The organism is Mesorhizobium sp. WSM4830 (assembly GCF_055811495.1).
The window spans coordinates 1-25569 of the sequence record NZ_JBVVQI010000046.1 but is presented as its reverse complement, the minus strand read 5'-3'; the positions used below and the strand labels follow the sequence as shown (position 1 = coordinate 25569).

General features: G+C 63.0%; 24 protein-coding genes, 1 pseudogene and 1 riboswitch. Of the genes and pseudogenes, 10 read left to right on the top strand and 15 right to left on the bottom strand.

Translation table 11 applies throughout. From position 1 onward, the window contains the following. Positions 1-135 precede the first annotated feature (135 nt). Together AC0L2Y_RS32045 and AC0L2Y_RS32040 are read left to right on the top strand one after the other, a co-directional pair. Complete coding sequence (locus AC0L2Y_RS32045) at positions 136-519, top strand: RidA family protein (protein ID WP_352640494.1); 384 nt, start codon at positions 136-138, stop codon at positions 517-519. A gap of 99 nt (positions 520-618) precedes the next feature. Beyond that, positions 619-1422: a creatininase family protein gene (locus AC0L2Y_RS32040; protein WP_473561962.1), complete on the top strand. Its 804-nt coding sequence runs from the start codon at positions 619-621 to the stop codon at positions 1420-1422. A 288-nt stretch (positions 1423-1710) separates the two neighbouring features. On the opposite strand, the gene AC0L2Y_RS32035 is transcribed toward AC0L2Y_RS32040, so the two are convergent. Further along, on the bottom strand, positions 1711-2220 hold the full coding sequence (locus tag AC0L2Y_RS32035) for a tyrosine phosphatase family protein (RefSeq protein WP_473561960.1): 510 nt from the start codon (positions 2218-2220) through the stop codon (positions 1711-1713). Next, on the bottom strand, positions 2217-3272 hold the full coding sequence (gene cobD, locus AC0L2Y_RS32030; RefSeq protein WP_473561958.1) for a threonine-phosphate decarboxylase CobD: 1056 nt from the start codon (positions 3270-3272) through the stop codon (positions 2217-2219). The genes AC0L2Y_RS32035 and cobD overlap by 4 nt, the downstream gene beginning before the upstream one ends. Here cobD and cbiB point away from each other — a divergent pair. Then, the gene (cbiB, locus tag AC0L2Y_RS32025; protein WP_473561956.1) at positions 3271-4242 is read left to right on the top strand and encodes an adenosylcobinamide-phosphate synthase CbiB; all 972 of its coding nucleotides are present in this window, start codon (positions 3271-3273) and stop codon (positions 4240-4242) included. The two genes, cobD and cbiB, sit on opposite strands and share 2 nt — an antisense overlap. Positions 4243-4682: 440 nt before the next feature. Here the strand turns inward: cbiB and cobO are convergent, their stop codons facing one another. The 4 genes from cobO to AC0L2Y_RS32005 are packed head-to-tail and all read right to left on the bottom strand — an operon-like array spanning position 4683 to position 6808. Beyond that, positions 4683-5315: a cob(I)yrinic acid a,c-diamide adenosyltransferase gene (gene cobO, locus AC0L2Y_RS32020; protein WP_473561955.1), complete on the bottom strand. Its 633-nt coding sequence runs from the start codon at positions 5313-5315 to the stop codon at positions 4683-4685. 1 nt (position 5316) lies between these two features. Continuing rightward, entirely contained in the window at positions 5317-5838 is a 522-nt protein-coding gene (gene cobU / locus AC0L2Y_RS32015) for a bifunctional adenosylcobinamide kinase/adenosylcobinamide-phosphate guanylyltransferase (protein WP_473561953.1), read from the bottom strand. Next, the gene (locus AC0L2Y_RS32010) at positions 5831-6613 is read right to left on the bottom strand and encodes a CbtA family protein (RefSeq protein ID WP_473561951.1); all 783 of its coding nucleotides are present in this window, start codon (positions 6611-6613) and stop codon (positions 5831-5833) included. The genes cobU and AC0L2Y_RS32010 overlap by 8 nt, the downstream gene beginning before the upstream one ends. A 15-nt stretch (positions 6614-6628) precedes the next feature. Continuing rightward, positions 6629-6808, bottom strand: coding sequence for a CbtB domain-containing protein (locus tag AC0L2Y_RS32005; protein WP_023720718.1), 180 nt, complete (start codon positions 6806-6808; stop codon positions 6629-6631). 36 nt (positions 6809-6844) lie between these two features. Next, positions 6845-7041, bottom strand: a riboswitch (cobalamin riboswitch). 141 nt (positions 7042-7182) lie between these two features. Between AC0L2Y_RS32005 and AC0L2Y_RS32000 the strand changes: the two genes are divergently transcribed. After that, positions 7183-8376: an aromatic ring-hydroxylating oxygenase subunit alpha gene (locus tag AC0L2Y_RS32000; protein WP_473561949.1), complete on the top strand. Its 1194-nt coding sequence runs from the start codon at positions 7183-7185 to the stop codon at positions 8374-8376. Here AC0L2Y_RS32000 and AC0L2Y_RS31995 read toward each other — a convergent pair. Then, on the bottom strand, positions 8355-9554 hold the full coding sequence (locus AC0L2Y_RS31995) for an MFS transporter (RefSeq protein ID WP_473561948.1): 1200 nt from the start codon (positions 9552-9554) through the stop codon (positions 8355-8357). The two genes, AC0L2Y_RS32000 and AC0L2Y_RS31995, sit on opposite strands and share 22 nt — an antisense overlap. 246 nt (positions 9555-9800) lie before the next feature. On the opposite strand from AC0L2Y_RS31995, the gene AC0L2Y_RS31990 reads away from it, so the two are divergent. Both AC0L2Y_RS31990 and AC0L2Y_RS31985 read left to right on the top strand, forming a co-directional pair. Next, positions 9801-10799: a heparan-alpha-glucosaminide N-acetyltransferase gene (locus AC0L2Y_RS31990; RefSeq protein ID WP_473561946.1), complete on the top strand. Its 999-nt coding sequence runs from the start codon at positions 9801-9803 to the stop codon at positions 10797-10799. A 16-nt stretch (positions 10800-10815) separates the two neighbouring features. Then, the gene (locus AC0L2Y_RS31985; RefSeq protein ID WP_352454650.1) at positions 10816-11322 is read left to right on the top strand and encodes a methyltransferase family protein; all 507 of its coding nucleotides are present in this window, start codon (positions 10816-10818) and stop codon (positions 11320-11322) included. Positions 11323-11341: 19 nt separating this feature from the next. Here AC0L2Y_RS31985 and AC0L2Y_RS31980 read toward each other — a convergent pair whose 3' ends face one another. Further along, positions 11342-11728 carry a MerR family transcriptional regulator gene (locus AC0L2Y_RS31980; protein ID WP_023676566.1) on the bottom strand — a complete coding sequence of 129 codons (387 nt, stop codon included), beginning with the start codon at positions 11726-11728 and terminating at the stop codon, positions 11342-11344. 139 nt (positions 11729-11867) lie between these two features. Continuing rightward, positions 11868-13286, bottom strand: coding sequence for a magnesium transporter (mgtE, locus tag AC0L2Y_RS31975; protein ID WP_473561944.1), 1419 nt, complete (start codon positions 13284-13286; stop codon positions 11868-11870). Positions 13287-13723: 437 nt separating this feature from the next. Here mgtE and AC0L2Y_RS31970 point away from each other — a divergent pair, with 437 nt between their 5' ends. Together AC0L2Y_RS31970 and AC0L2Y_RS31965 are read left to right on the top strand one after the other, a co-directional pair. Then, positions 13724-14563, top strand: coding sequence for a hypothetical protein (locus AC0L2Y_RS31970; RefSeq protein WP_473561942.1), 840 nt, complete (start codon positions 13724-13726; stop codon positions 14561-14563). Positions 14564-14763: 200 nt separating this feature from the next. Further along, on the top strand, positions 14764-15282 hold the full coding sequence (locus tag AC0L2Y_RS31965; protein ID WP_473561940.1) for a CAP domain-containing protein: 519 nt from the start codon (positions 14764-14766) through the stop codon (positions 15280-15282). Positions 15283-15326: 44 nt separating this feature from the next. Here the strand turns inward: AC0L2Y_RS31965 and AC0L2Y_RS31960 are convergent, their stop codons facing one another. From AC0L2Y_RS31960 to AC0L2Y_RS31940, 5 genes are all read right to left on the bottom strand, one after another. After that, positions 15327-18014 (bottom strand): EAL domain-containing protein, encoded by a 2688-nt coding sequence (locus AC0L2Y_RS31960; protein WP_473561938.1) that lies wholly within the window; start codon positions 18012-18014, stop codon positions 15327-15329. 173 nt (positions 18015-18187) lie between these two features. Beyond that, entirely contained in the window at positions 18188-19723 is a 1536-nt protein-coding gene (locus tag AC0L2Y_RS31955) for a DHA2 family efflux MFS transporter permease subunit (RefSeq protein ID WP_292653931.1), read from the bottom strand. 302 nt (positions 19724-20025) lie between these two features. Further along, the gene (locus tag AC0L2Y_RS31950) at positions 20026-21204 is read right to left on the bottom strand and encodes an HlyD family secretion protein (protein ID WP_473561936.1); all 1179 of its coding nucleotides are present in this window, start codon (positions 21202-21204) and stop codon (positions 20026-20028) included. Further along, on the bottom strand, positions 21201-21680 hold the full coding sequence (locus AC0L2Y_RS31945) for a MarR family winged helix-turn-helix transcriptional regulator (protein ID WP_352493422.1): 480 nt from the start codon (positions 21678-21680) through the stop codon (positions 21201-21203). Before AC0L2Y_RS31945 ends, AC0L2Y_RS31950 begins: the two co-directional genes overlap by 4 nt. A gap of 156 nt (positions 21681-21836) precedes the next feature. Then, positions 21837-22748 (bottom strand): LysR substrate-binding domain-containing protein, encoded by a 912-nt coding sequence (locus AC0L2Y_RS31940; RefSeq protein ID WP_473561971.1) that lies wholly within the window; start codon positions 22746-22748, stop codon positions 21837-21839. A 146-nt stretch (positions 22749-22894) separates the two neighbouring features. Here AC0L2Y_RS31940 and AC0L2Y_RS31935 point away from each other — a divergent pair, with 146 nt between their 5' ends. Next, complete coding sequence (locus AC0L2Y_RS31935; protein WP_473561934.1) at positions 22895-24283, top strand: FAD-binding oxidoreductase; 1389 nt, start codon at positions 22895-22897, stop codon at positions 24281-24283. A gap of 40 nt (positions 24284-24323) precedes the next feature. On the opposite strand, the gene AC0L2Y_RS31930 is transcribed toward AC0L2Y_RS31935, so the two are convergent. Next, positions 24324-25259: a bifunctional helix-turn-helix transcriptional regulator/GNAT family N-acetyltransferase gene (locus tag AC0L2Y_RS31930; RefSeq protein WP_352567565.1), complete on the bottom strand. Its 936-nt coding sequence runs from the start codon at positions 25257-25259 to the stop codon at positions 24324-24326. A 218-nt stretch (positions 25260-25477) separates the two neighbouring features. Between AC0L2Y_RS31930 and AC0L2Y_RS31925 the strand changes: the two are divergent. Continuing rightward, positions 25478-25569: pseudogene (locus AC0L2Y_RS31925) on the top strand (co-chaperone GroES); the annotation flags it as partial.

Genomic DNA, 25569 nt, shown 5'->3' with positions numbered 1-25569 from the left:
GCCGGACGGGTCATGCTGTACGAAAGGCATCGTGCCTATTTTTTGATCGCCTGTCCACAATCGCCCTCGTGACATGCACCGCCATCTTGATGCCCGCATCGATCCCGCTTTAGGCTGCCGTCAACGGAGATTGCCATGTTCAAATTTCTCACGCCGAAGTCGATCAAGCCGCCCTTCGCCCGCTACAGCCATGGCGTCGAGCTGCCCCCCGGAAAGCGGCTGGTTCTGTGTTCGGGCCAGGTCGCGATCACAGCGGACGACCAGATCCCGGAAGAGGCCGGCGCACAGGCCGAGCTCTGCTTCCAGAACATAGCGGCGATCCTCGGCGAGGCCGGGCTCGGCCTGTCCGACATTGTCCGCATCAACGCCTACGTCACCGACCGCGCCTTCCTGCGTCCCTATATGGAGGTTCGCGACCGGCTGTTCGCCAGCCCTGCGCCCGCCTCGACGCTTATGATCGTGTCCGGTTTTGCCCGGCCGGAATTCAAGGTCGAGATCGAGGTCATCGCGGCGGGATGATCAACAGGGTCGGAATCGACAGGCAGATGATCTCCAGTTACACGACAAGGTTGGCGCTGCCCCTCATCAAGCGCGCATTCAGTCTCCTCGAGGTTCAAAATGGCCGGAACAAAAAAACGCGTATGGTGGGGCGACTACCGGACAACCGAATACGCGACCGTCGATCCGGAGGCGACGATCGCCATCCTCCCGGTGGCGGCGATTGAGCAACACGGCCCGCATCTGCCGGTCTCGACCGACACTTCGATCATGAACGGCATGCTGGAAACGGTGATCGCCCGCCTGCCGAGCGATCTCGACATCCGCATCCTGCCGGTGCAGGCGGTGGGCAAGTCGAACGAGCATTTGCATGCGCCCGGCACCCTCACTTTGCCGGCAACGACCCTGGTGGAGGCGTGGACCGAACTCGGCCTGTCGGTCGCGCGCGCCGGCATCCGAAAACTGGTCATCGTCAACTCGCATGGCGGCAATGAAGAGATCATGGGCATCGTCACCCGCGAATTGCGCGTGCGGGCAAAGATGCTGGCGGTAAAGACCAGCTGGCAGCGCTTTGGCCGGCCGGCCGGCATGTACACCGACCTCGAAGACCGTCACGGCATCCATGGCGGCGACGTCGAGACCTCGCTGATGCTGCATTTCCGGCCCGACCTCGTCGACATGGGCAAGGCCGACAATTTCGTGTCCAAGGTCGCGCGCGCCGAAAAGGAATTTTCGCTGCTGCGCCACACCGGAACGCACGCCTTCGCCTGGATCGCCAGCGACCTCAACCCGAATGGCGTGGTCGGCGACGCCAGCATTGCCACCGCCGAAAAAGGCCGGCTCACCGCCGAACATCAGGCCGACGGTTTCATCGGCCTGCTGAGGGACGTGCGCAAGGCAAAGCTGGCGGACTGGTTGGCGTAAGAGGCTATCCGCCAGCGCCGCGCTGCCCCTCATTGCCCTGCCGGGCATTTCTCCCCGTATAGTGACGGGGAGAAAGAAGCTGCACTGAAACCTTCGCCAATCGCCACCACTGCAGAAAAGGCGCGCCGAGGGTCGCGACAAGTCCCTTCTCCCCGTCTCTATACGGGGAGAAGGTGCCGGCAGGCGGATGAGGGGCAGCGCCGACGTAGGCAAATACCTTGCCGCCACCGCAGCGCAATTGCGGCTCGATTGTTTGCTGGCTTGATGGCTCCAATTACCGCCTAGGAATCACCCCTCGATCTTCAACGCAAAAGGCGTGCCCTCAAACGCTTCGGCACCGCGCCCGATCGCCTCGATGGCGCGGCTCATGCGGCCGTTGCGCTCGAGCAGTGAGTCGGCAATGGCGATCAGCCGCGGATTGGGCGTCGCCGTGGGCGACAGCGCGCGCAGCGTCTTGGCCAGTTCGGCCTCGTCGCGCGTCGGCGCCAGCGCTGCCGCGATGATATAGGCCGAGGCGGTCGAGCGGCTGATGCCGGCATAGCAATGCACCACCAGCGGCCGCGAGCGGTCCCATTGGCGGGCGAAATCGAGCAGGTTCAGGACATGCTCTTCGCCCGGCATCGTCATGCCCTCCTGCGCCACCGCAATGTCATGCATGACCAGATGCAGATGGTTTTCCCTGGTGATCGAGGCCGGCCGCACCACCTCCGTTCCGGCGGCAAGCAGCGAAAGCAGCCGCTCGGCCCCGGTTCTTGCCACCGTCTCCTCGATTTTTGCCAGCGAACAGACATGAATCATCGCGAAATCTCCTTGGCATCATCGTCGCGCCGCGAGGCCCAGCCGGCAAGGGCGGATTCGAGCCGCCGCCATTCTTCGTCGGCTCCCGGCAGGCCGACGCGCAGCACATCCGGACGGTCGGCGAAATGCCGAAGCAGGATGCCGCGCTGGCCGAGCATCGAAAACAGGCCGGCGGCGTCCGCCAGCCTGATATAGCGGAACAGCGAAGTGCCACCGGCGACAGGCACGCCGAACCGGCTGAACAGCGTATCGAGCCGTGCGGCATCCTCGGCCAGACGGCGCCGCATCCCGGCCTGCCAGCCGGTGTCGGCAAGCGCCCTTATGCCATATTCGAGCGCCGGCCCGGCAATCGCCCACGGCCCGAATTGCGCCTGCAGCCGCTCCACCGTCAGCGCGTCGGCCACCGCAAAACCAAGCCGCAGGCCGGCCAGGCCGAAGAACTTGCCGAACGAACGCAGCACGACAATGCCGCCCTGGTCGACGTCGCCGGCCAGGCTTTCGCTGCGCGGGCCGACATCCATGAACGCCTCGTCGACGACCAGCAGCCCGCCTCCGGCGCGCAATTTTGCGGCAAGTCGAAGCAAACTTTCGCGCTCGACGACGCGCCCGTCCGGGTTATTGGGATTGACGACGACGGCAAGGTCGGCCGCCGCCAAGGCTTCGAAATCATCGACTTCAGCCGCCGCATGGCCGGCGATCGCCGCTGCCCGCCAATGCTCGGCATAAGTTGGCCCGAGCACCAGCGCCGTGCCCGGGCTGACCAGCGAAGCGACGCGCGGCAACAGGATCTGCGTGCCGGGCGCAGCTGCGACATTCGCAGCCGACGGCGCGCCATAGGCGCTTGCCGCGACTTCGGCCAATTCATGGGTACGCGCGGCTTCCGGCAATCGCGACAGGGCGGTGGCGGGCAAATCGAAAAGCGGGTAGGAGTGCGGATTGATCCCGGTCGAGAGGTCGACGAAAGGCAGTGGCGCGTGCGGGAAAAGCGCCCTCGCCCGGCCAAGGCTTCCGCCGTGGTCCACTGCCGCCGTCACTCCATCAAGAGACTTCATGTCGATCCTGATCGCTTTCCTGTCGCTGGCCATCGAACTTGTACTCGGCTACCCGGCCCGGCTCTTCGATGCCATTGGCCATCCCGTCACCTGGTTCGGCAGGCTGATATCCTTTCTCGACCGCAGGCTCAACCGCGCCACTGATTCCGACGCCGACCGTCGCCGCTGGGGCGTCGTCGCGCTGCTGGTGATCGTGCTGGTGCCGGCCGCCGTCGCCCTCTGGCTCGAAACCTTGCTTTGGAGCATTCCCCTCGGCTTGTTGGTCACCGCAATCCTGGCGACGTCGCTGCTGTCGCAGAAGAGCCTGGCCGAGCATGTCGAAGCGGTAGCCGACGCACTCGACAGCGGCGGACTGGACATGGGCCGCATTGCCGTCTCGCGGATCGTCGGCCGCGACCCGGAAAAGCTCGACAGGGCCGCTGTCTGCCGCGCCGCGATCGAGAGCCTGGCCGAGAATTTCTCCGACGGCGTCGTCGCGCCGGCCTTCTGGCTCGGTATCGGCGGGCTCGCCGGCGGCGTCGCCTACAAGGCCGCCAACACCGCCGATTCGATGATCGGTCATCGCACCCCGCGCCACGGCGCCTTCGGCTGGGCGGCGGCGCGCTTCGACGATTGGATCAATCTGCCGGCGTCGCGACTGACGGCGCTGCTGATCGTGCTTGCGGCTTTCCTGGTCAAGGGCGCCGACGCCAAAGCCGCCTGGCACGCCATGCGGCGCGATGCGAAAAAGCACCGCTCGCCCAATGCCGGCTGGCCGGAAGCAGCGATGGCCGGTGCGCTCGGCCTGGCGCTCGCCGGCCCCCGTTCCTACGATGGCGTCATGGTCGAAGACGCATTGATGGGCGAAGGCGGCCGTCGCGACGACGTCGAGAGCACCGACATCCGGCGGGCGCTGAAACTCTACCGGGTCGCCGACTTGCTGCTGATTGCGCTGTTCGGGGTGGTCGCAGTGGTTGTCATACTGGCGTGACCTGCGCTCGAGATCGAGCGCAAACAGAAAACCCGCCATGCGGAGGGTCGTTGGAGCCAATTAGCACCATACCCAAACTATTAGCATAGCTGCCGGTACAAAGCAAGAACAAAATAGGGCTACGCCTCAAAATAATCGCTTCAGCTTTGCGCTTCTCATTCCCTGCCTTTGACGTTCGAAGTTGGCGAAATCCGAGGCGCCATCCAATCTCCCCCCTCGTGGGGGAGATGTCCGGCAGGACAGAGGGGGGGCGCGAAGGATCGCCAACCTCTTGACCGTTCACCTGCTAACTGCGGTCTGACGACGTAGTCGTCTCCGACTGATAGGCCGAGGGACAGTGCCCCCCTCTGCCCTGCCGGGCATCTCCCCCACAAGGGGGGAGATCGGCAGCTTCGCCGGCGCCGCCTGCTCCGAAACGCCCTTCCCCGATCGCCAAACCCTCAGAACTCGATCCCCTGCTGCGCCTTCACGCCGGCGGAGAAGTGGTGCTTGGTCACGCCCATCTCGGTGACCAGATCGGCCGCCTCGACCAATGCCGGCTTGGCGTTGCGGCCGGTGACGACGACATGCAGGCCTTCGCGACGCGCCTTCAGTGCCGCGACCACCTTTTCGAGGTCGAGATAGTCGTAACGCAGGGCGATGTTCAGCTCGTCGAGCACCACGAGGCTGATCGACGGGTCGGCCATCAACTCGAGCGCCTTCGCCCAGGCGGCCTCGGCCGCCGCGATGTCGCGTTTCAGGTCCTGCGTCTCCCAGGTAAAGCCTTCGCCCATCGCCTGCCAGACGACACGATCGCCAAAACTAGCAAACGCGTCTTTCTCGCCGGTGTGCCATTTGCCCTTGATGAACTGAACGACGCCGACGCGCTTGCCGTAGCCGAGCATTCTGAGCGCCAGACCGAAGGCGGCCGTGGTCTTGCCCTTGCCCGGTCCGGTGTTGACGATCAGCAGCCCCTTCTCGACCGTCTTGGCCGCGACCTCGGCATCCTGCACCGCCTTGCGCTTGGCCATCTTGGCGCGGTGGCGTTCCTCGTCCCCCTGTTCAATGGTCTTGGGATCGATAGCATCAGCCATGTCATTTCACCTTGAGCGGCAGCCCCGCCACCATCAAAAGCACGGTGTCCGCGACGGCCGCGACCTCCTGGTTCAACCGGCCGGCGGCGTCGCGAAACCGTCTTGCCAGCGCATTGTCCGGCACGATGCCCTGGCCGACCTCGTTGGACACCACGAACCACGGCCCGCGCGGCCGCGACAGCACATCGGCCAGCCTCCGGCATTCGGCCTCGACATCATGGTCGGCCAGCATATGGTTGGTCAGCCACAGCGTCAGGCAGTCGATCAGCACCGGCTGGCCGTCAGGCAGTACCTCGATCGCGCCGGCAAGGTCGAGCGGCGCCTCGATGGTCGTCCAGCCCTCGCCTCGCCGCGAGCGGTGCAGCGCGATGCGCTGGCGCATCTCTTCGTCATAGGCTTGCGCCGTGGCGATATAGCTCCAAGGCGTCGGACAGGCGCTCACCAGGCTCTCGGCATGCGCGCTCTTGCCGGAGCGCGCACCGCCGATGACCAGGGTCAGTGCCCCGGCAGCGCGGTCAGGCAAAGCTGTCGCGCAGACTGGTCGCCGTGCCGGTGAAGCGGCCGCGCACCACGCCGACGACCGCGCCGAGCACCAGCCAGAACACCAGATTGGTCAGCGTCACCGCCACCACGAACTGGTGGTGCAGGCCTTCCGGGATCGTCGTCTCGAAACTGTCGGGCTGCGGCGCGCCGACGATATGCGGCGCAACGATCAACGCCACGGCAAGAACCACCAGCGGCAGCGATCTGCGGAAGACGATAAGGCCGAGACCGGCCGCGGTCGCCACCACTGTTGCCCACCACCATATCTGGCGTTGGACAAGGTCGGCCGCCGGCATCGCCGGCAGTTCCGGCGGCAGGCCGAGGCCCGGCGCCAGCGTGAACACGGCAAAGCCGGCAAGCCCCCAGAACAGGCCCTGGCGCCAATTGCCGATGCCGCCGGCGAATTCCGAAACCGCAACCAGGACCAGTGCGAAGCCGATGCCGGTGACGATATTGGCAACGACGCTGAAGCCGAAGCGCTCGAAGCCGTCGGCCGGCGCCCAGCCTTCGTCCTCAGCCGGAGCCATTGCTTCAACCGGTGCCGGCGCGGCGCTGCTCATAGCCGTCGTGCCTGCGGCGTTTTCGGCCGGTGCCGCAGGTGCGGCGGCATGGTCATGGCCGCCGCCGGCCTGTTCGTAGACTTCCGCCTTCAGGATGAGCGGCACCGTGGCATAGGCCTGCATGCAGGCGAGAACGACGCCGGCCACAAGCCCGCCGATCGCCGCGATGAACACGACGTTGCGAAACAGTGTCATGATGTCAGCCCCTTGTTAGTGGCAGGGAAAGCCCATCGAATGGCGATAGTCGTGTGCGGCATTGTGGACCGCATCGATATGCGAGAAGCCGACAAAGCCCATGACGAAAATGCCGAGGAATGCAGCAAGCGCCAGCTGCATGAAACGCGACTGCGAGGAGACGGAAGCGCCGAGCGAGACGGAAGCGGTATTCATGTCTTGTCCTTTCGCCCTCCACCCGAGGGCATAGAAGTCAGTTTCCTGTCGCCGGCAGGTCTCCTGGCTCGCGGATCAGCGCCCTTCCCCACCTTCCCGAAGGCGAACCTTCAGTGGCATATGGAGAGGACTACCGCACACAGTTGCGGGGGCAGCCACGGCATTGGGCAAACAACTTGCCCGCACCGCATTCCCTCTTGGTTCCAAACGGAACCGACGACATCAGCGACTATAGGCAGAATCGCCGCGCCCGGCAAACCAAATTCCGCCGGATCGTGTGGCGAATGCGCCCGCCTCGCCAAGCTGGCCGGCCGGCGCCGCGATTGACAATTTTCGCGGCCGGGTGTCGGCTGGCGGACGGGGAGGAAGCCGGCATGCAACCCGGCCCGAATGAGCGCGGTCCCTACAACGGCCTGACGCGGGCCGAGCCGACGCTGCCGTCATCGGCCTATTGGGACATCGCGGCCTATCAGAACGATCTCGAGGCCATCTGGTATCGCAACTGGCTGCTCGTCTGCCGCGAAGCCGACCTTGCCCAGCCGCTGGCTTTCAGGACGTTTTGCATAGGCACGCAGGAGGTCGTCGTGCTGCGCGACGAGGCCGGCGAATTGCGCGCCTTCCACAACACCTGCCGGCATCGCGGCTCGCAGCTTTGCCAGCAGAGCGAGGGCCGGCTGAAGGCGCGGCTCATCACCTGCCCCTACCACGCCTGGTCCTATTCACTGCGCGGCGATCTGGTGCGCGTGCCGTCGAAATCGCTGCCGGACGGTTTCGACAAGGCCGATCATCCGCTCTACCGCGTCGCGCTGTCGGTGTGGCGCGGTTTTGTCTTCGTCAACCTCGCCGAAGACGCTGCCGGTTCGGCTGAAACATCCTTCGATCCGGCATCCGGGAACCTCGCCAACTGGCCGTTGGAAACGCTGCTGAGCGGCCATGTCCTGCGCAAGGTGATGAACTGCAACTGGAAGATCTTTTGGGAAAACTTCAACGAGTGCCTGCACTGCCCCGGCGTCCACAAGGACCTGTCGCGGCTGGTACCGATCTATGGCCGCGGCCTGATGGGCCGCCATGACGACCCCGAATGGGCGCGCCATGCCGACAATGACGCGCCGGAATTTGCCGGCGGCTTGCGGGCCGGGGCCGAAACCTGGTCGCGCGACGGGCGCGTCCACGGCTCGGTCTTTTCCGGCCTGACGCCGGCCGAACGTGCTGCCGGGCAGACCTATGCCACCAGCCTGCCGTCGATGTTCGTCGTCGGCCATGTCGACTATGTCAGGACCGTGCGGCTGGTGCCGCTTGGGCCGGAGCAGACGGAACTCACCGCCGAATGGCTTTTTTCGCCCGAAGCGCTCGCCGATCCGGCCGCCGATATCGACAACATCGTCGCCTTCGGCACCCAGGTGCTGGAGGAAGACGCTGATATCTGCGAGGTCAACCAGAAGGGCCTCCGCTCGATGCGCCATAAGGCCGGCGTGTTGATGCCCGAGGAATATGATTTGCACCGCTTCCACAATTGGGTGCGCGAGCGCCATGCGGCGCTTGAACATCAAAGCGATTTGGGCAGATAGCGCCAGGTGACGAAGCCGCAGATCGCCGCCAGCAGGCCGAGCGTCGCGAAAACCGCGCCCAGTCCGAAAAACGCCAGCACCACCGAGTAGACCAGCGGCGGCGTCAGCTCGGAAAAGTCGAGATAGGTGCGGTAGACCGCCGCCATCTGTGCCCGCTCATACGAGCGCACCGAGCGCATGAAGGCAGTCGAGCCCAGCGCATCGAGCGCGATGGTGAAGAAGGCACCGCAAAGCAGCAACCCGCCGGTGACGAGCGGTGCGGCCTCGCCGACGGCGCCGGCCGCCAGCAGCGTTGCCGACATCGCGAAATAGGCGAACGTCATGGTGCGCCGGCCGCCGAAACGCTTTCCTGCCCTGCCCCAGAAGATGGCCATGAACAAAAGCGCATTGCCGGCCGAAACCAAGAGGCCGCCGGCGAGCTTGCCCTCGCCGGTGATCACCATGAACAGCGGCCCATAGACGAAGAAAGTCGTCCAGAAGCAGGAGCGGCCGAAGGCGATCAGCCAGGCCAGCCTCAGCCTTGGCTGCGCGACGAAGCGGCCGATATTGGCCAGCGGATTGACCGGCCGCGTCTTGCCGGGGCGGATCGACGGGTTGTCGCCAAGCCGGTAAGTCCAGAACAGCGCCAGCAAGGCCATGGCGAAGACGGCCACCGCGCCATGCGCGGCATAGATGCCGAAACGCGTGTAGAGGAAAATGCCGAGGGTCGGCCCGGCGGTCCAGGCAAACATCGACCACGCCATGCGCAGCGACTCGGCCTGCATGAAATCGGTCTTGCGGATATGATCCATGATGTAGAGGTTGAGCGTGATCGCCAGCGCGCCGGCGCCGACGACGCGGCAGAGCATGCCGACCACCTGGCCGGCCAGCGTATGGGTGACGAAGAACAGCGAGCCGGCGGCCAGCAGGCAGGCGCCGGCGGTATAGACCCAGCGCCGGGCAAAGCGGGCGATCAGCATCGGCATGAACAGCGTCGCCGACAGGCCGAGCATCGCCACGATCGTGTAGAGGATCGAAACGATCTGCTCGTTGTGCAGGATCTCGTAGGCCTGGATCGGGATGACGCTGGATACGGTGGCGCGCGCGAAGGATTCGACCGCATAAAGCGAGGCGAAGGTGCGGGCATCCGCCGGCCGCAAGGCCGCGAGCCAGATCGGATGGCGCACATGGGTAGCCATTGCTTTTCCCGAAGCCGAATCGCCTGAAGCAGGGTTTGGAGCACAAATCTGCCGCGGCGATTCCTTGCCGGGTAACAGGAAACCGACGCCTTCACGGCAAAAAGCGAAGCCGGCCAAAGGCTTTCCGGCTCTGGCCTAAAGCAGCCGTGATGCTGACCGGCGCCAACGCGACGCAAGGCCCTGCTTCTTTTGACGGTGGCAACCGTGATAGTCGTCTTGCCGGGGCTGAACCAAGACAGCGAGACCATGAGCACTGACACGTCGACCGCAGCCGTTGAGGATCAACCGAAGTCGAAGCGCATCGCCGCCATCGACATTGCACGCGGCATCGCATTGCTTGCCATGGCGAGCTATCATTTCACCTGGGACCTCGAATTCTTCGGCTACACCGATCCCGGCCTCACCGCCTTCGGCTGGTGGAAAATCTATGCGCGCTGCATCGCCTCGAGCTTCCTGTTCCTGGTCGGCATCAGCCTCTATCTCGCCCATGGCAAAAAAATCCGCTGGACCGGCTTCTGGAAGCGCTTCGCCATGGTTGCCGGGGCAGCGCTCGCAATATCGCTGGTCACCCGCATCGCCACGCCCGACGGCTTCATCTTCTTCGGCATATTGCACGAGATCGCGCTCGCCAGCCTGCTCGGCCTGGCGTTCCTGCGGTTGCCGGCGCTGCTGACGCTTACCGTGGCGGCCCTCGTCATTGCCGCGCCTTTCTACCTGCGATCCGAGCTTTTCGATCATCCAGCTTTATGGTGGGTCGGCCTGTCGGCGACCAACCCGCGCTCCAATGACTACGTTCCGCTGCTGCCCTGGTTCGGCGCCGTACTTGCCGGCATCGCGGTTATCAAGCTCGCCTCCACCTCCGGCGTGCTGACGCGGCTATCGGCCCTGACGCCCGGCCGCTGGGCAAATCCGCTGGTCTTCATCGGCCGGCACAGCCTTGCCTTCTATCTGATCCATCAGCCGGTGCTGATCGGCTCGGTCTGGCTGTTTTCGCAATTCATGCCGGCGCAGGGCGAAACCAGGGAGGTGAGTTTTCTGAAATCCTGCCAGATATCCTGCGAGCAGGCACGCGACACCAAGTTCTGCTCCAGCTATTGTGTCTGCATGCTGGACACTCTCCAGGGCGAAGCCTCGCTTGACCGGCTCTACAGCAACGACCAGTCCCCGGAGTGGAAGGCGCATATTGGCGAGCTCGCCGGAACCTGCACCGCCCAAACCGAGGCGGCGGAACCGGGAACGCGCTAATCGAGGGAGGACAATAATGAGCGACAGTCACCCGAAACCCGTGCAGCAAAATCCTGGGCAGCCGAAGCTGGGGCACATCCCATGGCCGCCGCTGATCTATATCGCCGCCATCATCGTCAGCGTCGCGCTGGGGCTGTTCTATCCGCTGCCGTGGATCGGCGATCTTCTCGGCGACATCCTGTTCGCCGCCGGCCTTGTGGGGTTGGTGGCGGTTGCCGCGCTCTGGTTCACGGCAATCCGCACCATGATCCGCGCCAAGACGACGCTCAACCCGAACGGCGTGCCTGACCATCTGGTGACCACCGGACCCTTCGCCGTCAGCCGCAACCCGATCTACCTCGCCAACACATTGCTGCTGGTCAGCCTCGCCTTTGTCACTGGGATCGCCTGGTTCCTGCCGCTGGCGGTCATCGCGGCGTTCCTGACGCAGAAGCTGACGATCGAGAGCGAGGAGAAAGTGCTGACGGCCAAATTCGGCAAGAAGTACCGGGACTACGCCAAAAGGGTGCGGCGCTGGATTTGAGCCGGGGCTGACACCGCGCTTATGTGGTGACGCCGAGTTCCACCAGCCGCTCGACGCAGGATTCCTCGGCCTGGTCGAGCTCGGCCAGGGTCTCTTCGAGGTCGCGGCGTTTTTGGCGCAAATCCTCGCGCTTTTCCTCGATGCGCTTGATCATCAGCTTGAGCTGGCCGACCTCGCCGGGCGGCTCCCTGTACATCTGGATGATCTCGCGGATCTCGTTGATCGAGAAGCCGAGCCTTTTTCCCCGCATGATCTGGCGGATGAGATGCCGGTCCGACGGGCGGAACAGCCGGGTGCGGCCGCGCCTTACCGGCTGCACCAGCCCTTCGTCCTCGTAGAAGCGCAACGTCCGCGTCGACACGTCGAATTCGCGGGTCAGCTCCGTGATCGAATAATATTCCCGCATCGTCACTCCAATGCCCCGGCCACGCCGCAAGTTCCAACTGGCCGGCGCCCAAGGCGCCCAGGCGCGCACCAGAATCGGCGGACAAGGCACCTTCCAAAGCCTCGCACGACATTTACGTAAAAGTCAATTGAGGTGCCGTTCAGCTTACGCCGAACCACCATGTGGCGAGCCCGAGAAAGGCAAAGAAACCGACGACATCGGTGACCGTGGTGACGAAAACCGCCGAAGCCACGGCCGGGTCGATCTTGAAGCGGTCGAGCAGCAGCGGGATAAGGATGCCCGCCAGAGCTGCCACGAACATGTTGATGATCATTGCAGCCGCAATGATGCCGCCGAGATTGCGATCGTGGAACCAGGCAGCAGCCACGAGGCCGATCAGGATGGCAAAGATGATGCCGTTGATGAAGCCCACCCCGATTTCGCGGCGGATGATGCGGCCGGCATTGTAGATGTCGAGGTCCCGGGTCGCCAGCGCCCGCACCGTGACCGTCATGGTCTGCGAGCCGGCATTGCCGCCCATGCCGGCGACGATCGGCATCAGCACCGCCAGCGCCACGATATGCTCGATGGTGCGGTCGAACAGGCCGATCACCGAGGCAGCCAGGAAAGCTGTCAAAAGATTGACCAGCAGCCAGGGCACGCGCGAGCGCGAGGTCGAAAAGATGCTGTCCGAGAGTTCTTCGTCGCCGACGCCGCCCATGCGCAGCAGATCTTCCTCGGCCTCCTGCTGGATGACGTCGACGACGTCGTCGATGGTCAGCACGCCGACCAGCCGCTCGTTCTCGTCGACGACGGCGGCAGACAGAAGATCGTATTGTTCGAATTCGCGCGCCGCCTCCTCCTGGTCCATGGTGGCCGGGATGGCATGCCTGGTCTCATGCATGACCTCTTCGACCTTGACCGAGCGCTTGGTACGCAGGATCTGGTCGAGGTCGATGGCGCCGAGCAGCTTGAAGCTCGGATCGATGACGAAGATCTGGCTGAAACGGTCGGGAAGATTGTTGTCCTCGCGCATGTAGTCAATGGTCTGGCCGATCGTCCAGAAGGGCGGCACCGCGACGAACTCCGTCTGCATGCGGCGGCCGGCGGTCTCTTCGGGATAATCGAGCGAGCGCCGCAGCCTGATCCGCTCGGTGAACGGCAGCTGCGACAGGATCTCGTCCTGGTCCTCCTGGTCGAGGTCTTCGAGAATGTAGACCGCGTCGTCGGAATCGAGATCCTGCACACCTTGAGCGATCTGCGCATTGGGCAGATTGTCGACGATGTCGCGGCGGATCGCCTCGTCAACCTCGGTCAGCGCGGAAAAGTCGAAATCCTTGCCCAGCAATTCGACCAGCGCGCGCCGCTGTTCCGGGTGCAGGGCCTCGAGCAGGTGACCGAGTTCCGACTGGTGCAGATCGTCGACTTCACGCTTCAGCGTCAGTGTATCGCGATCGGCGATCGCGGCACCGATCTGGGCGAGGAACGACGACAGGATGACGCCGTCCTCGTCATAGATGTCGGCGCGGCGCTCCTCGGCCGCCCTGGCGCCGGTCATATGTTCGTCCTGGCCTTCCACCAGCGCCTCCAGCCATCGGATTTCCGGATAAGGTGCCTGTCAGGTCTAGACCATGATCCTGAAAAGTGGAAACCGGTTTTCCGAAAAGATCTTGGTCGAACACAAAGATGGAGCGGCGACATAATTCGCTTGAGAATCGGCCTCTCTGTGCGCAACGGACGGATCTCGGACCACCTTGCGAGCTGCCGGTTGCCCAAGGTTGATAAGTATCTCTATAATTATCGCTAATAAATGGAGGGTGTTTATGGGGAAATATCTGTTTACCAGCCTCACTCATGCGCAATATGAATTATGAATGGAGATGAGGCCTGCCGTGGCGCTCACATTTTCGCCGTGTCGCCAAGGCAGGTAACGCTCGTTCAATGACGCTGCGCAGGGCGGTTGGGCTTCTGGTCTGACGCCGCCGGCAGAAGTGTCGATATCAGGGGATCTGGTCAATGACCGACAACAAGCCAGACGTTACCAAGGATTGGCAAGCGACGCAGGGCCAGAAATCCTCCGCCACGCGTCTTCGCCTCTTCGCCGCACTCTCGTGGATCGTCGCCATTGGCGGCGAGATCTACGGGATTATGCTGCTTCGCCAGAACAAGTTCGACCAGGCACACCTGCCGCTGATCATCGGCCTTCTGGTCGGCATCGCGATTTTCGCAATCGCCGGCAACTTGCTGTGGAAGGCGGCCAACAGGCATGATCCGGCCCGCGCATCCGACGCGGCCAGGTTCTTCTTCCAAAACCAGCTCGGCGCAATCACCACGCTGATTGCCTTCCTCCCACTGGTTTTCCTGATCCTCACCGACAAAAACATGGATCCGCGGACCAAGAAGATTGCCGGCGGCGTCGGCGCTGCGCTGGCTGTGCTCGCGACGGTTACGGGGATCAGTTTCAAACCCCCGTCGGTCGAACAGTACACTCAGGATATGAACACGTGCGCAGCCCAGATCAAGTCGGGGCAGCCGACCACCGCCTGTTCGCCCGATGTCGCCGCTCAGGCGCAGGCGATCGCGGCGGACACGGCCGCGGTGGCGGCGGCGACGCGGGACGCGAGCCACCCCGCCGGTCAGGATGTCGTTTACTGGATCGCGCCCGAAAACGGAGCCGCGAAGTCCGCCGAGCCGCATGTTTTCCACCTCTGCGCAGGCGTGAGTCCGCTGAAGGACAAGACCGTGAATAGTGGCTCCGTGACGGAGGCCTATGCACAGAACGCCATTCGCATCACGAAGCAGATCGATATGGAACAGAAGCAGTGCGGGTTCACCGCCGCAACCAGCCCCAACTGAACCCGCCTGCGCTCGATCGCGTCCAACTGTTGGTCTTGTCGAGAGGGACGGCGCGCAAGCGCAGGCTCAGTATTGACTCGCCGAAGCAACGCTAAATACCGGGATCGCCCGGCTGGCCATTATTGTCCAACTGCAAACTTATCCGCAGCGGTTAGTCCCCTGCCCGGCAAAAGCCATGATCGCGGTTATGTCAGGCGGGCATGACCGTTATGAAAATCGAAAATCATGAGGCCCAACCTGGCCTAAACAGGCGCGTGCTGCTCAGAGCTGCCGGTCTTGGCGCCCTTACCGGGCTCACCGCCTGCGCAACCGCAGTGCTGCCTACCGGCGAAGGCGCCGGTGTCTCTGCCTCCGCCGCCGGCACGCTGGCCGGCATCCGCGCTTCGGCGGGTCTCGGGCCGCTTGTCGCCGATGCGCAGCTCGAGCAGGCGGCGCTCCAGCAGGCCGGCTACATGGCGCGCGGCGGCCGCATGAACCACACAACCGGCTGGGGCAAGGACTTTGCCTCGCGCGTCAAAGACAATGACATTGCCGGCGCGGCCGCCGAAAACATCGCCGAAGGCCGCTTCGACCAGCAGAAGCTGTTCGATATCTGGGTGCATTCGCCAGGCCACCGCCGCAACATGCTCGACCCGCGCTTCACCCGCTTCGGCCTCGCCTATGTAAGCGACGGCCGCGACAGCACACTTCGCTACTGGTGCCTTGTGCTCGGCAGATAACTTCCGCCATGTGGTCGGCGGAAGCCTGTCGGGCGACCGATCCGTCAGTCTTTGCGGCCGCGGCCGAGCAATTCCTCTATGTCCTGCGCACAAACCGGTCTGCTGAAATGATAGCCCTGCATTTCGTCGCAATTGTTCCTGCGCAGGAAGGCCACCTGATCATCCGTCTCAACGCCTTCGGCAATGACCCTCAGGTTGAGATTTTGCCCCAATGAAATCACCGCGCTGGCCACAGCCTGGTCGTTCTCGTCGGCGGCGAGATCCTTGATGAAGGACTTGTCGATCTTCAGCCGCGCCACGGGGAAGGTCTTGAGTGCACTGAGGCTGGAATAGCCGGTGCCGAAATCATCGATCGAGATCTGGACGCCCAGGCTTTGCAGGGCGTTCATGGTCGCGACCGCGAGCTCGATATCCTGCATGATAAGGCTCTCGGTCACCTCCAGCTCGAGATATCTCGCCTCCAGGCCGCTGTCCTTCAGCGCGCTGACGATGCGATCGATCAGGTTGCGTTCCCTGAATTGCCGCGCCGACACATTCACGCAAACGGTCAAGGGCGGCAGTCCTGCGTCTTGCCAGGCTTTGTTCTGCCGGCACGCCTCATGTAGAACCCAGTCGCCGATCGGTACGATCAGACCAGTCTCCTCGGCGGTCGGGATGAACGTCGTCGGCATTACCGTGCCAAGCGTTGGATGGTTCCAGCGTATCAACGCCTCGACCGCAAAAACCCGACCTGACCGAAGGTCCACCTGCGGCTGGTAGAGCAGCGTGAATTCCGAACGCGCCAAGGCGTTTCGCAACTCTTCCTGAAGTACGAATTTTTCATGCGCCCTGGTGTTGAACTCCGGAGCGTAAAACTGGAAATTGTCGCGGCCGAACTCCTTGGCGCGATACATGGCCGCGTCGGCATTTGCCAGCAGCGTATCGGGATCCGTCCCATCCTTGGGATAGTTGGCAATGCCGATGCTGGCCGTCGCCCGTACAAGATGCGCTCCGAGCTGAACCGGCTCGGCGAGTGCAGCCCTGAGCTTTTGCAAGGTCTCGGAGACGAGATCGACGTTCGCCGGCTGGTCGAACAGCACGACGACGAATTCGTCGCCGCCAAGCCGCACGACGGTATCGGTCGCCCGGACGCAGTCGACCATGCGACTTGCGACGATCTTCAGAAGCTCGTCGCCGGCATTGTGGCCGAGCGTGTCGTTGACGAATTTGAAATTGTCCAGATCGATGAACACCACCGTCACCCAGCGATCGTATCGCTGGGCGTACAGGACCGCCTGCGAAAGCCGATCCTCCAGCAAGGCGCGATTGGGAAGCCCGGTCAACACGTCATGGTTGGCCATGAAGTGGATGCGGTCTTCGGCCTGTTTGCGTTCGATGGCGATCCCGGCGATGCGCGTCGTGAAATCGATGAGGCGGGTCTCGGCCTCGGTCGGTCCGCGCACCGTCATCGAATACATCGCAAAGACGCCAAGCACGGCGCCCTGATGCGACAGGATCGGGGTCGACCAGCATGAACGCAAACCGTGCGGCCGCGCGAGTTCGCGATAATCCTGCCAAAGCGGATCGTGCATGATGTCAGCGACAATCACCGGCTCGCGCCGATAGACAGCGGTTCCGCAAGACCCTGCCCGAGGGCCGATCGCGGCGCCGTCGACGGCGTCGGTGTAGTCTCTCGGCAGGCTCGGCGCGGCGGCGTGGCGCAAGTGGGTGCCATCCTTGTCGAGCAGCAAGACCGAACCGAATATCCCCGCCAGTTGGGACTCGACCAGACGCATGAGCCGCTCGAGCACGTCTTCGAGGGGAGCGCTCTTTGCAATCATCTCGAGGATATGCGCCTGCCCGTCGCGAAGGATTTCGGCCTGCTTGCGCGCAGTGATGTCGCGGGCAATGCCGACGAGGCCGAAAATGTTGTTTTGAACGTTGCGCAACGGCAGCTTCGTCGACAGGAACCATTTGCCGGTGCCTGACGCATCGACGACGAACTCCTCCTCGTCGATCATCGGTTGTCCATCACGCATCAGTTGCTGCTCGATGGAGCGAAATTTTTGCGCAAGATCCGGCGCGTGAAGGTCGAAGTCGCTCAGACCGATCATGTCGCTCGTGCTGTCCCGACCGCTGTCGGACGCAATGGCTCGGTTGGCGACGACGAAGCGGCTTTCGGTGTCCTTCACCCACATGTAGTCAGGCACCAGGTCGATCAGCGTCTGCAGCGAGATACGCTCGTCGACGACCAGGCGATTGGCGCTGAGCTCGCTGATGTCCTCGTGCGTGGCCACCCAGCCGCCGTCAGGCATCGGTTGATGGCAGACCTGAATTGTCCGGCCATCGGCGAGCTCGGCTGTCCAGTTTCCCGAAGCCGTGCCCGAATTGACCGCCCGCGCCAACGCCAGATAAGCGTCCGCATTCATTGCCGAGGTTCCGACAACGACGCGCCGCTCGACGATTTCGCGTAGCGCCGCACCCGGCTGCAATTGCTCCGGTGCAAGGCGATAGATTTCCGCATAGCGTCGGTTGCACAGGATCAGCCGTTCATCGGCATCAAAAAAGCAGATGCCTTGCGAGATGTTCTCGATCGCGGTCTGGAACCGCAGTGCCTGGTCCTGAAGCGCCGCAATCGTGGCGCGAAGCTCGCGCTCGAGGGCCTCATATGAGGCAGTCGCCAGTTTTGCCAGCGTCGTCAAATTGGCGGATTCAGGCGCTTCGGCGGTTTGCCTGGATGATTTCGTGGCCAAACACAATTCCTCCCGCTGATGCTTGAAGCAAGCAATGGAGGCTCGCTTTCAACCCAAAAGCGAGTGCATATTGGTCCGGATATACTAATGGCAGGTGAACCTTGCTCAACGCCGACGCGACCGGCACAGGCAACGGAACCCGTGAGCCGGTCGCGGTGCCGGAGCTGTGAGGCTTAGTCCATATGCGCGGCAGGCGCCCCACCGGCGGGCGGCGCAGCCTTTGGCTTGCGCAGCAGGAAAACAAACGGGACAGCAAGCAGTGTCATCATCATCAGCAGCTTGAAGTCATTGACGTAGGAGATCATCATCGCCTGGATATTGACCATGCGATCCATCAGCGACAGCGCCGTCGGATCGCCGCCCGCCGCTGCCGGCGATGCCGCCCAGAGGTTGGGATTGAACGGATTGACATAGGCCGAGAGCTCGGCGTGGTTGATCTGCGTGTTACGCACCAGCAGAACCGTCACCACCGACACACCGATCGACGAGCCAAGATTGCGCACCAGGCTGAACAACGCCGTGGCATCGGTGCGGAAGCGTGCGTCGAGCGTAGCGAAAGCCACGGTGGACAGCGGCACGAACACCATTCCCATCCCAAGGCCCTGGATGACGCCGGAGCTGAGGATAAGCCAGTTGTCCATCTGCGGCGAGAAGCTGGACATGGTGTAGAGCGACTGCGCGGTCAGCAGGAAGCCGATGACGACGAGAATCCTGGCATCGATCCTGTGCATGATCCGCCCGACGAACAGCATCGCAATCATCGTGCCGACACCGCGCGGGCCCAAGACGATGCCTATGGTGAGGGTCGGATAACCGAAGATGGTCGACAGCATGGGCGGCAGCAGCGACATGCTCGCCAGGATGAGCACGCCCATGACAAAGATGAACGCCAGCCCGGTGACGAAATTGCGATCGAGGAAAATCTTGGGGTCGATAAAGGGGTGCTCCGCCGTCAACGTGTGAATGGTGAACACCCAGAAACCGGTGATGGAAAGACCAAGCTCGATCCATATCTCGATCGAGGAAAACCAGTCGACCTCACCGCCGCGATCGAGCATCAGCTGCAGCGCGCCGACACCGAGCGAGAGCATGGTGAAGCCGAAGAAATCGAAGCTGCGCACCCGCCGGGCAACGCTGGGAAGATATGCGGCCATGCCGAGGAAGGCGATGATGCCGACCGGCAGATTGATGAAGAACACCCAGCGCCAGTTGAAATTCTCGGTCAGCCAGCCACCCAGCGTCGGGCCAAGGATCGGTCCCAGCATGATGCCGGCGCCCCAGATGGCCATGGCCTGGCCGTGGCGTTCCCTAGGGTTGATGTCGAGCAGGAAGGTCTGCGACAGCGGCACGATGGCCGCGCCGAATACGCCTTGCATGAGCCGGAACAAAACGATGGTCTCAAGGCTCCAGGCGATGCCGCACAGCATGGAGAAGACGGTAAAGCCGACCACGGCCGTCAGGAACAGCTCCTTGCGACCGAAGCGGTCGGCCAGCCAGCCGGTCACCGGCGTCATGATCGCGGCGGCAACGATGTAGGAGGTCAGCACCCAGTTGATGTTGTCGGGGGAGGCGCCGAGATCGCCGGTCATGGTCGGCAGCGCAACGTTGGCGATCGTCGTGTCGAGCGCCTGCATGATCGTCGCCAGCATGAGCGCAACTGTGATCAGGCCGCGGTGCGGCACTTCGCGAAAGGGTTCTGGGCTGCTCATGACGTAAAACTTCCAGCAGGTAACAAAAACGTGTACATTAGGTTTCCGGACGGCGAGGCCCCGCTGTAGAGAGACCCTCATCGCGGTGGGACGCGAGCATCGATGTGGGGGTTACATCGACTGAGCGTCTCGACAAAGCGGGCCTGCCGCCCGGAAACCTGAGGACCGAAGATCCTGCGCGGCGGTGTCTGCTCAGGCGGGCTACAGCGCAGCCCGTCTACGCATTCAACTTTTCCTGCGTCTCCCTCGGACCAATCCTGCATCCATCTCGCTGTTTGCTATGCGGCCGCTACCAGGCCTCTTTACTTGGCCTCGCCTGCCGTGGCGCTGTGGAAAATGCTCGGCAGCCCGCGGGAAACGCCGGTGTCCACCGTGACCGTCGCGCTCATGCCGGTGCGCAGCGCCGTCTTGGCGTCGGCATCGGTCAATTCCAGGCGGACCGGAATGCGCTGCGTGACCTTGACCCAGTTGCCGGTGGCGTTCTGCGCGGGCAGCAGCGAGAACTCGGCCCCGGTGCCGGCGCCGATCGCCTTGACGGTGGCTTCGAACGTCTTGCCCGGATAGGTATCGACCATGATTTCGGCCTTCTGGCCTGGCTTCATGTTGGTGAGCTGGGTTTCCTTGAAATTGGCGTCGACCCAGGTGTCGCCGGTCTCGACCAGCGAAAACAGCGGCGTGCCCGAACCGACATACTGGCCGACCTTGAACGAAGCGGCCTGGCTGATGATGCCGTCGGCAGGCGCCTTGACCGTGGTCTGGACCAGATCGTAGGCCGCCTTGTCGCGTGCGGCGAGCGCCGCCATTACAGTTGGATGCTTGTCGGTCTCGATGTCGGGATTGCCGCCAAGTGCCGCCTTGGCGCTGACGATCCCTTGCTGGGCCACGGCCAGCTGCTGCTTCGCCTTGTCGAGGTCGTTCTTGGCTTCGTCCAGCGACGACTTGGCGTTGATGCCCTTCTGGGCAAGGTCGGCGGCGCGGTCATATTGCGACTGCGCGTACTGGACCTGGCTTTCGTCGGACTTCTCCTGCGCCAGCGCCTGGCTGTAGGCCGCACGCAGCTGCTCGACATTGAGCCGCGCACCGGCCACCGCCGCGTCGGCCTGGGCCAATGCGATCCGGTAGGGCTCGGGATCGATGGCGAACAACACGTCGCCCTGCTTGACAGACTGGTTGTCGAAAATGTCGACCTGAACGATGCGGCCGGCCGTATCGGCGGCTATCGACACCTTGGCCTGCTGCAGATTGGCGTTCTCGGTCTCCTGATAGCGGCCGCCGGTCACCCAGACATAGCTGCCGCCGGCGATCAACGCAGCGGGCAGCACAAACATCAAAAGGAAGCGGCCGGCACGGCGCTTCTTCTTCGGCGCCACCGGCGCTGGAGCTACCTGCGGAGCCACCGTTACCGGAGCTGCCGCCGGCTTGGCGGGAGCTTCCATCTCCAGCTTGGCCGCATTCTCATCTAGTTTGGCTACCGCGTTCATGCTGCTGCGCCTTCCGTATTCTTCACTTTGTCCGAGGGCGGCGTCTCACCATCTGCAAGATTCTGCACCATTGTCTCCAGCGCCCTGACCAGGACGCGGCGATCTTCCGGCGAAACGCCAACGAGCGATTCCTCGTAAACCTCGCCGGCAAGGCTCTTGACGTGGGCGTAGGCCGCGTTCGCCTTGGCGGTCGGGAAAATCATGCGCACTCGCCTGTCGGTTGCGTCGGGACGGCGCTCGATCCAGCCGCCCTCCTCCATGCGATCGACAAGACGCGAGACGCTGATCGGCTCGATTTCGAGAAGCTCGGCAAGCCGCGCCTGCGCGACACCCGCCTCCTTGGCGACACGTACCAGAAGCCGCCATTGCGCCGAAGAAAGGCCGAAACCACTGGCGCGCGCCTCGAAGCGCTTGCGCATCAGGCGCTGCACGTCGTGGATCAAAAAGCCCAATCTGTCGATGCCGTCGGAAACCATGAGCGACATATATAATAAGCATGCTCATAATTCAAGGAGCCGGATTGTGCCAGAAGCCGGCAAGTGTGCATGGCAGTCAGTGCAGGGCGATCGTGGTTAGCAATTTATTACGCCGAGCGCTTGTGACGAGTATGCAGAAGATCGGCGTTCAGATGCTCAGGCTATCGATCTCATCCAGGCGGAAAAGGCTTCGATATGCACTTGTCGGGGGTGATTGGCTACGCAGGCAAGGTAAAAGCCATAGCCTGGCAGAGAGAGATCATGTGCCTTGACCAGCCTGCCGGCCTCGAGTTCGCCACCGACGACCACATCGCTGCAGATAGCGATGCCTTGGCCTGCCGCGACCGCGTCGATCGCGTGCAGCTCTTCGCGGAAGCTTAGGTCCCATGCCTGGTTGGCATTGGGGATGCTGGGATCGATCGAGCGTGCGATCGCCAGCCATCGCTGCCAAGTCGGCGCTTCCGGGTCGCGGTTCGTCCAATTGAAATGGATGAGCGGGTATTGCAGCAGATCGGCGGCGCGCTCGATCTGTCGGTCGCCTCCTGCGAACAGCTCCGGGCTGCATACCGGAAAGAATGCGTCCCGAAAAATTTCCTGCGCGGGAACATCCCGCGGCATCCTGCGCGCATAGCGGATCGCGACGTCGGCGTCACCGGCTCGCAGGTCCAGAACGGCGTCTGTCCCGATGATCTCCAGTGGAATGTTCGGATGCTGTTCGCGCCACTTCGACAGGCGCGGAACCAGCCATCGGCTGGCAAATGCATTTGGGCTCGTCACGCGCAACGGGCGTTGGCCAACACCGGCCGAGGCTGACGCTATGGCCGCAGCGAAAGCGTCGAAGCCGCTGCAAATTACCGGGAACAGCCGTTCGCCCACCCCTGTGAGCACGAGCGGTCGTGGGCGCCGCCGGAACAGCAGTTGCCCACAGACCTCCTCCAGCAATCGAATCTGGTGGCTGATGGCCGTTGGCGTCACTCCGAGTTCCGTCGCAGCCTTCCTGAAGCTCATCAGCCTGGCAGCGGCTTCGAAGGCGCGAAGCGACCCGAGCGGCGGAAGTTTCTCATGCAGGCAGTTTAGATGAATTTAGCTCATCCAGCGACTGAGATATTCGATTTTGCAGCGAATGGCGCCGCATGAGATCATTAAGATCCGACACATGCCGGTGAGCGAAAGCGGCCTGTCCAACCGTGCCGGATCACGAAGGGTATCCCTCGATGAGCATGTTCAAGCTTATAGACGGTTCCGAGCCGGCGTTGCAGGCGCCAGATATCGCCCGGCTCAGGCAGGCGATTCGCGGCGATCTGATCCTTCCGGACGACCCTGGCTATGACCAGGCGCGCAGAGTTTGGAATGGGATGGTCGATAAGAGGCCGGCGGCTGTCTTCTATTGCGCCGAATCCAGCGATGTCGTCACGGCCGTCAACTTCGCCCGATCGCAAGGCTTCCTCGCCGCCGTCCGCGGCGGTGGTCATAACGTCGCCGGCAGTTCGGTATGCGACGGCGGCGTGGTGATCGATGTGTCACGCATGAAGCGGATCGAAGTCGACCCGATCCGCCGTGTTGCTCGCGCAGAAGCCGGCTTGAACCTGGGCGAGTTCGACGCAGCCACGCAGGTCCATGGTCTTGCGACGACCATGGGTGTCAACGCAGGTACCGGCATAGCCGGACTGACACTCGGCGGCGGGTTCGGCAAGCTTGGCCGCAAACATGGGCTGAGCTGCGACAACCTTGTCGCTGTCGAAATCGTGACGGCGGACGGCCGGTTGCTCACGGCAAGCGCGGCCGAAAATGCAGATTTGTTCTGGGGCATTCGGGGCGGCGGCGGCAATTTCGGAATAGTCACGACTTTCGAATACAAGCTCCATCCGGTGGGTCCGCTCCTCATCGCGGGATCGATGCTATACCGGTACGAAGAGGCACGCGAAGCGATGCGGTTCTACCGTGCGTTCTCGAGCGGCGCCCCGGATGAGCTGAGCCTGGATGCAGCACTTGTGACGGCGCCCTCGGGCGAACGCTTCTTCAGCATTTCGGCGTGCTACATCGGCCCACTCGACGAGGGCCAGCAAATCATTCAACCTCTGAGAGAGTATGGCACGCCGGTTGAGCGCCGGATTGCTCCTGCCCCCTATCTTCAAATCCAATCGGCCGCGGACAGCCTCTTTCCGCGCGGTCGGCGCTACTACTGGAAGGCGCAGTTCATGCGCGAAATCACAGATCAGGCGATCGATACCATGCTTGCGGCTTACATGACTGCACCCAGCGAATCGCTTCTGGTCCTGCAGCAGGTTGGCGGCGCCATCTCGCGAGTACCGATGGACGGAACGCCCTACGCCAACCGGGATGCACTTTACGATTGCTTCCCGATATCGATCTGGGACAATCCGTCTGACGACGAAACGCACATCCGATGGGCGCGTGACCTGTGGGATGCAATGAGACCGTTCTCGACCGGCGGCGTCTATGCCAATAATCTAGGCGAAGAGGGCACTGATCGGGTTCTGGCAGCTTACGGCGAGAATTATCCGAGGTTGACCGCACTAAAAAACAAGTATGATCCTACCAATTTCTTTCGCTTGAACCAAAACATCAAGCCTACGACCTGAGCGACCGCCGCAGGCCGATGCCCGAAATTCTGCAGCGCTGCTACAACTCCAAATCCCAGTTCTGGCCGACCAGATCCTTGCCGAAGGAATGGTGGCGCTCCTCGTTGGTCAATTTAAAGCCCGCAGCCTCATAGATGTGGCGGGCGGCGACGAGCACGTCGTTGGTCCACAGCGTCAGTGTGCTGTAACCCTTGGCGCGGCAAAAGCCGACACATTCCTCGACCAGCCGCTTGCCGATGCCGAGCCCGCGCGCCGACGGCTCGACATAGAGCAGGCGCAACTTCGCCACCTCGTCCGACTGGCGCACGACGAAGACCGAGCCGACCACCTCTCCTTCCCGCTCGGCGATCCAGCTGCGTTCCCATTTCGGATCGAAGGATTTGACGAAGGCACCGAGGATTTCGGCGACCAGCGCTTCATAGGTTTCGTCCCAGCCATATTCCTGCGCGTAGAGCAGGCCCTGGCGATGGATGATCCAGCCGATGTCGCCGACCTGCAGAGGCCGCAGCGTGTAGGGAATCTTGGGTTCGGCTGTCCCGTCCAGCAGGCGCTGCACCGTCTGCATGGCCTTGACCAGCCTGTCCTGTTCGGCAACCGAAAGCCGGTCGAGCAAGGCCGCAACTTGGTCGTGCGAACCCTGGTTCAGCGGTGCGAAGGCCTGCCGCCCGGCCTTGGTCAGCGCGATCGACGAGCGCCGCGCATCCGCCTCGATCGTGGCGCGCTCGACCAGATTACGCTCCTCGAACTTCTTCAGCAGCCGGCTGAGATAACCGGCATCGAGGCCGAGGTCGCGCGCAAGGTCGGTGGCGGTCAGGCCATCGCGATGCGCCAGCTCATAGAGCACCCGCGCCTCGGTCAGCGAGAAGGTGCTTTTCAGCAGCCCTTCGTCGAGCAGCCCGATCTGGCGGGTATAGAAGCGGTTGAAGGCCCGCACCGCGTCGATCCGCTCCTTGCCTGGGTGACGATGAATGGTCATGGCATCCTCCTCCCGGCAAGATCAGCGATTTAGTTGACTTAGTCAAGGATCCTGTTTGAAGCAATTGTCCTGATTATGCCCAGCGGCCGCCTTGACTCACGCGAGCTGCCAGCCTATTTCAGCGCCACGTTAGCACTCCCCCAAGATGAGTGCTAACCACATGTCCGGCGCCGCCGGACGGAGGAACTGTTCTCACCATTCTCATCGAGGAATAAAAAATGGCAAAGTCGAAGTTCCGCCCGCTTCATGACCGCGTGGTCGTTCGTCGGGTCGAATCCGAATCCAAGACCGCGGGCGGGATCATCATCCC

Coding starts and splice junctions, on each gene's coding strand:
- AC0L2Y_RS32045 (WP_352640494.1), top strand. CDS start 136: ATGTTCAAATTTCTCACGCCGAAGTCGATCAAGCCGCCCTTCGCCCGC.
- AC0L2Y_RS32040 (WP_473561962.1), top strand. CDS start 619: ATGGCCGGAACAAAAAAACGCGTATGGTGGGGCGACTACCGGACAACC.
- AC0L2Y_RS32035 (WP_473561960.1), bottom strand. CDS start 2,220: ATGATTCATGTCTGTTCGCTGGCAAAAATCGAGGAGACGGTGGCAAGA.
- cbiB (WP_473561956.1), top strand. CDS start 3,271: ATGTCGATCCTGATCGCTTTCCTGTCGCTGGCCATCGAACTTGTACTC.
- cobD (WP_473561958.1), bottom strand. CDS start 3,272: ATGAAGTCTCTTGATGGAGTGACGGCGGCAGTGGACCACGGCGGAAGC.
- cobO (WP_473561955.1), bottom strand. CDS start 5,315: ATGGCTGATGCTATCGATCCCAAGACCATTGAACAGGGGGACGAGGAA.
- AC0L2Y_RS32010 (WP_473561951.1), bottom strand. CDS start 6,613: ATGACACTGTTTCGCAACGTCGTGTTCATCGCGGCGATCGGCGGGCTT.
- AC0L2Y_RS32005 (WP_023720718.1), bottom strand. CDS start 6,808: ATGAATACCGCTTCCGTCTCGCTCGGCGCTTCCGTCTCCTCGCAGTCG.
- AC0L2Y_RS32000 (WP_473561949.1), top strand. CDS start 7,183: ATGCAACCCGGCCCGAATGAGCGCGGTCCCTACAACGGCCTGACGCGG.
- AC0L2Y_RS31995 (WP_473561948.1), bottom strand. CDS start 9,554: ATGGCTACCCATGTGCGCCATCCGATCTGGCTCGCGGCCTTGCGGCCG.
- AC0L2Y_RS31990 (WP_473561946.1), top strand. CDS start 9,801: ATGAGCACTGACACGTCGACCGCAGCCGTTGAGGATCAACCGAAGTCG.
- AC0L2Y_RS31985 (WP_352454650.1), top strand. CDS start 10,816: ATGAGCGACAGTCACCCGAAACCCGTGCAGCAAAATCCTGGGCAGCCG.
- AC0L2Y_RS31980 (WP_023676566.1), bottom strand. CDS start 11,728: ATGCGGGAATATTATTCGATCACGGAGCTGACCCGCGAATTCGACGTG.
- AC0L2Y_RS31970 (WP_473561942.1), top strand. CDS start 13,724: ATGACCGACAACAAGCCAGACGTTACCAAGGATTGGCAAGCGACGCAG.
- AC0L2Y_RS31965 (WP_473561940.1), top strand. CDS start 14,764: ATGACCGTTATGAAAATCGAAAATCATGAGGCCCAACCTGGCCTAAAC.
- AC0L2Y_RS31955 (WP_292653931.1), bottom strand. CDS start 19,723: ATGAGCAGCCCAGAACCCTTTCGCGAAGTGCCGCACCGCGGCCTGATC.
- AC0L2Y_RS31950 (WP_473561936.1), bottom strand. CDS start 21,204: ATGAACGCGGTAGCCAAACTAGATGAGAATGCGGCCAAGCTGGAGATG.
- AC0L2Y_RS31945 (WP_352493422.1), bottom strand. CDS start 21,680: ATGGTTTCCGACGGCATCGACAGATTGGGCTTTTTGATCCACGACGTG.
- AC0L2Y_RS31935 (WP_473561934.1), top strand. CDS start 22,895: ATGAGCATGTTCAAGCTTATAGACGGTTCCGAGCCGGCGTTGCAGGCG.
- AC0L2Y_RS31930 (WP_352567565.1), bottom strand. CDS start 25,259: ATGACCATTCATCGTCACCCAGGCAAGGAGCGGATCGACGCGGTGCGG.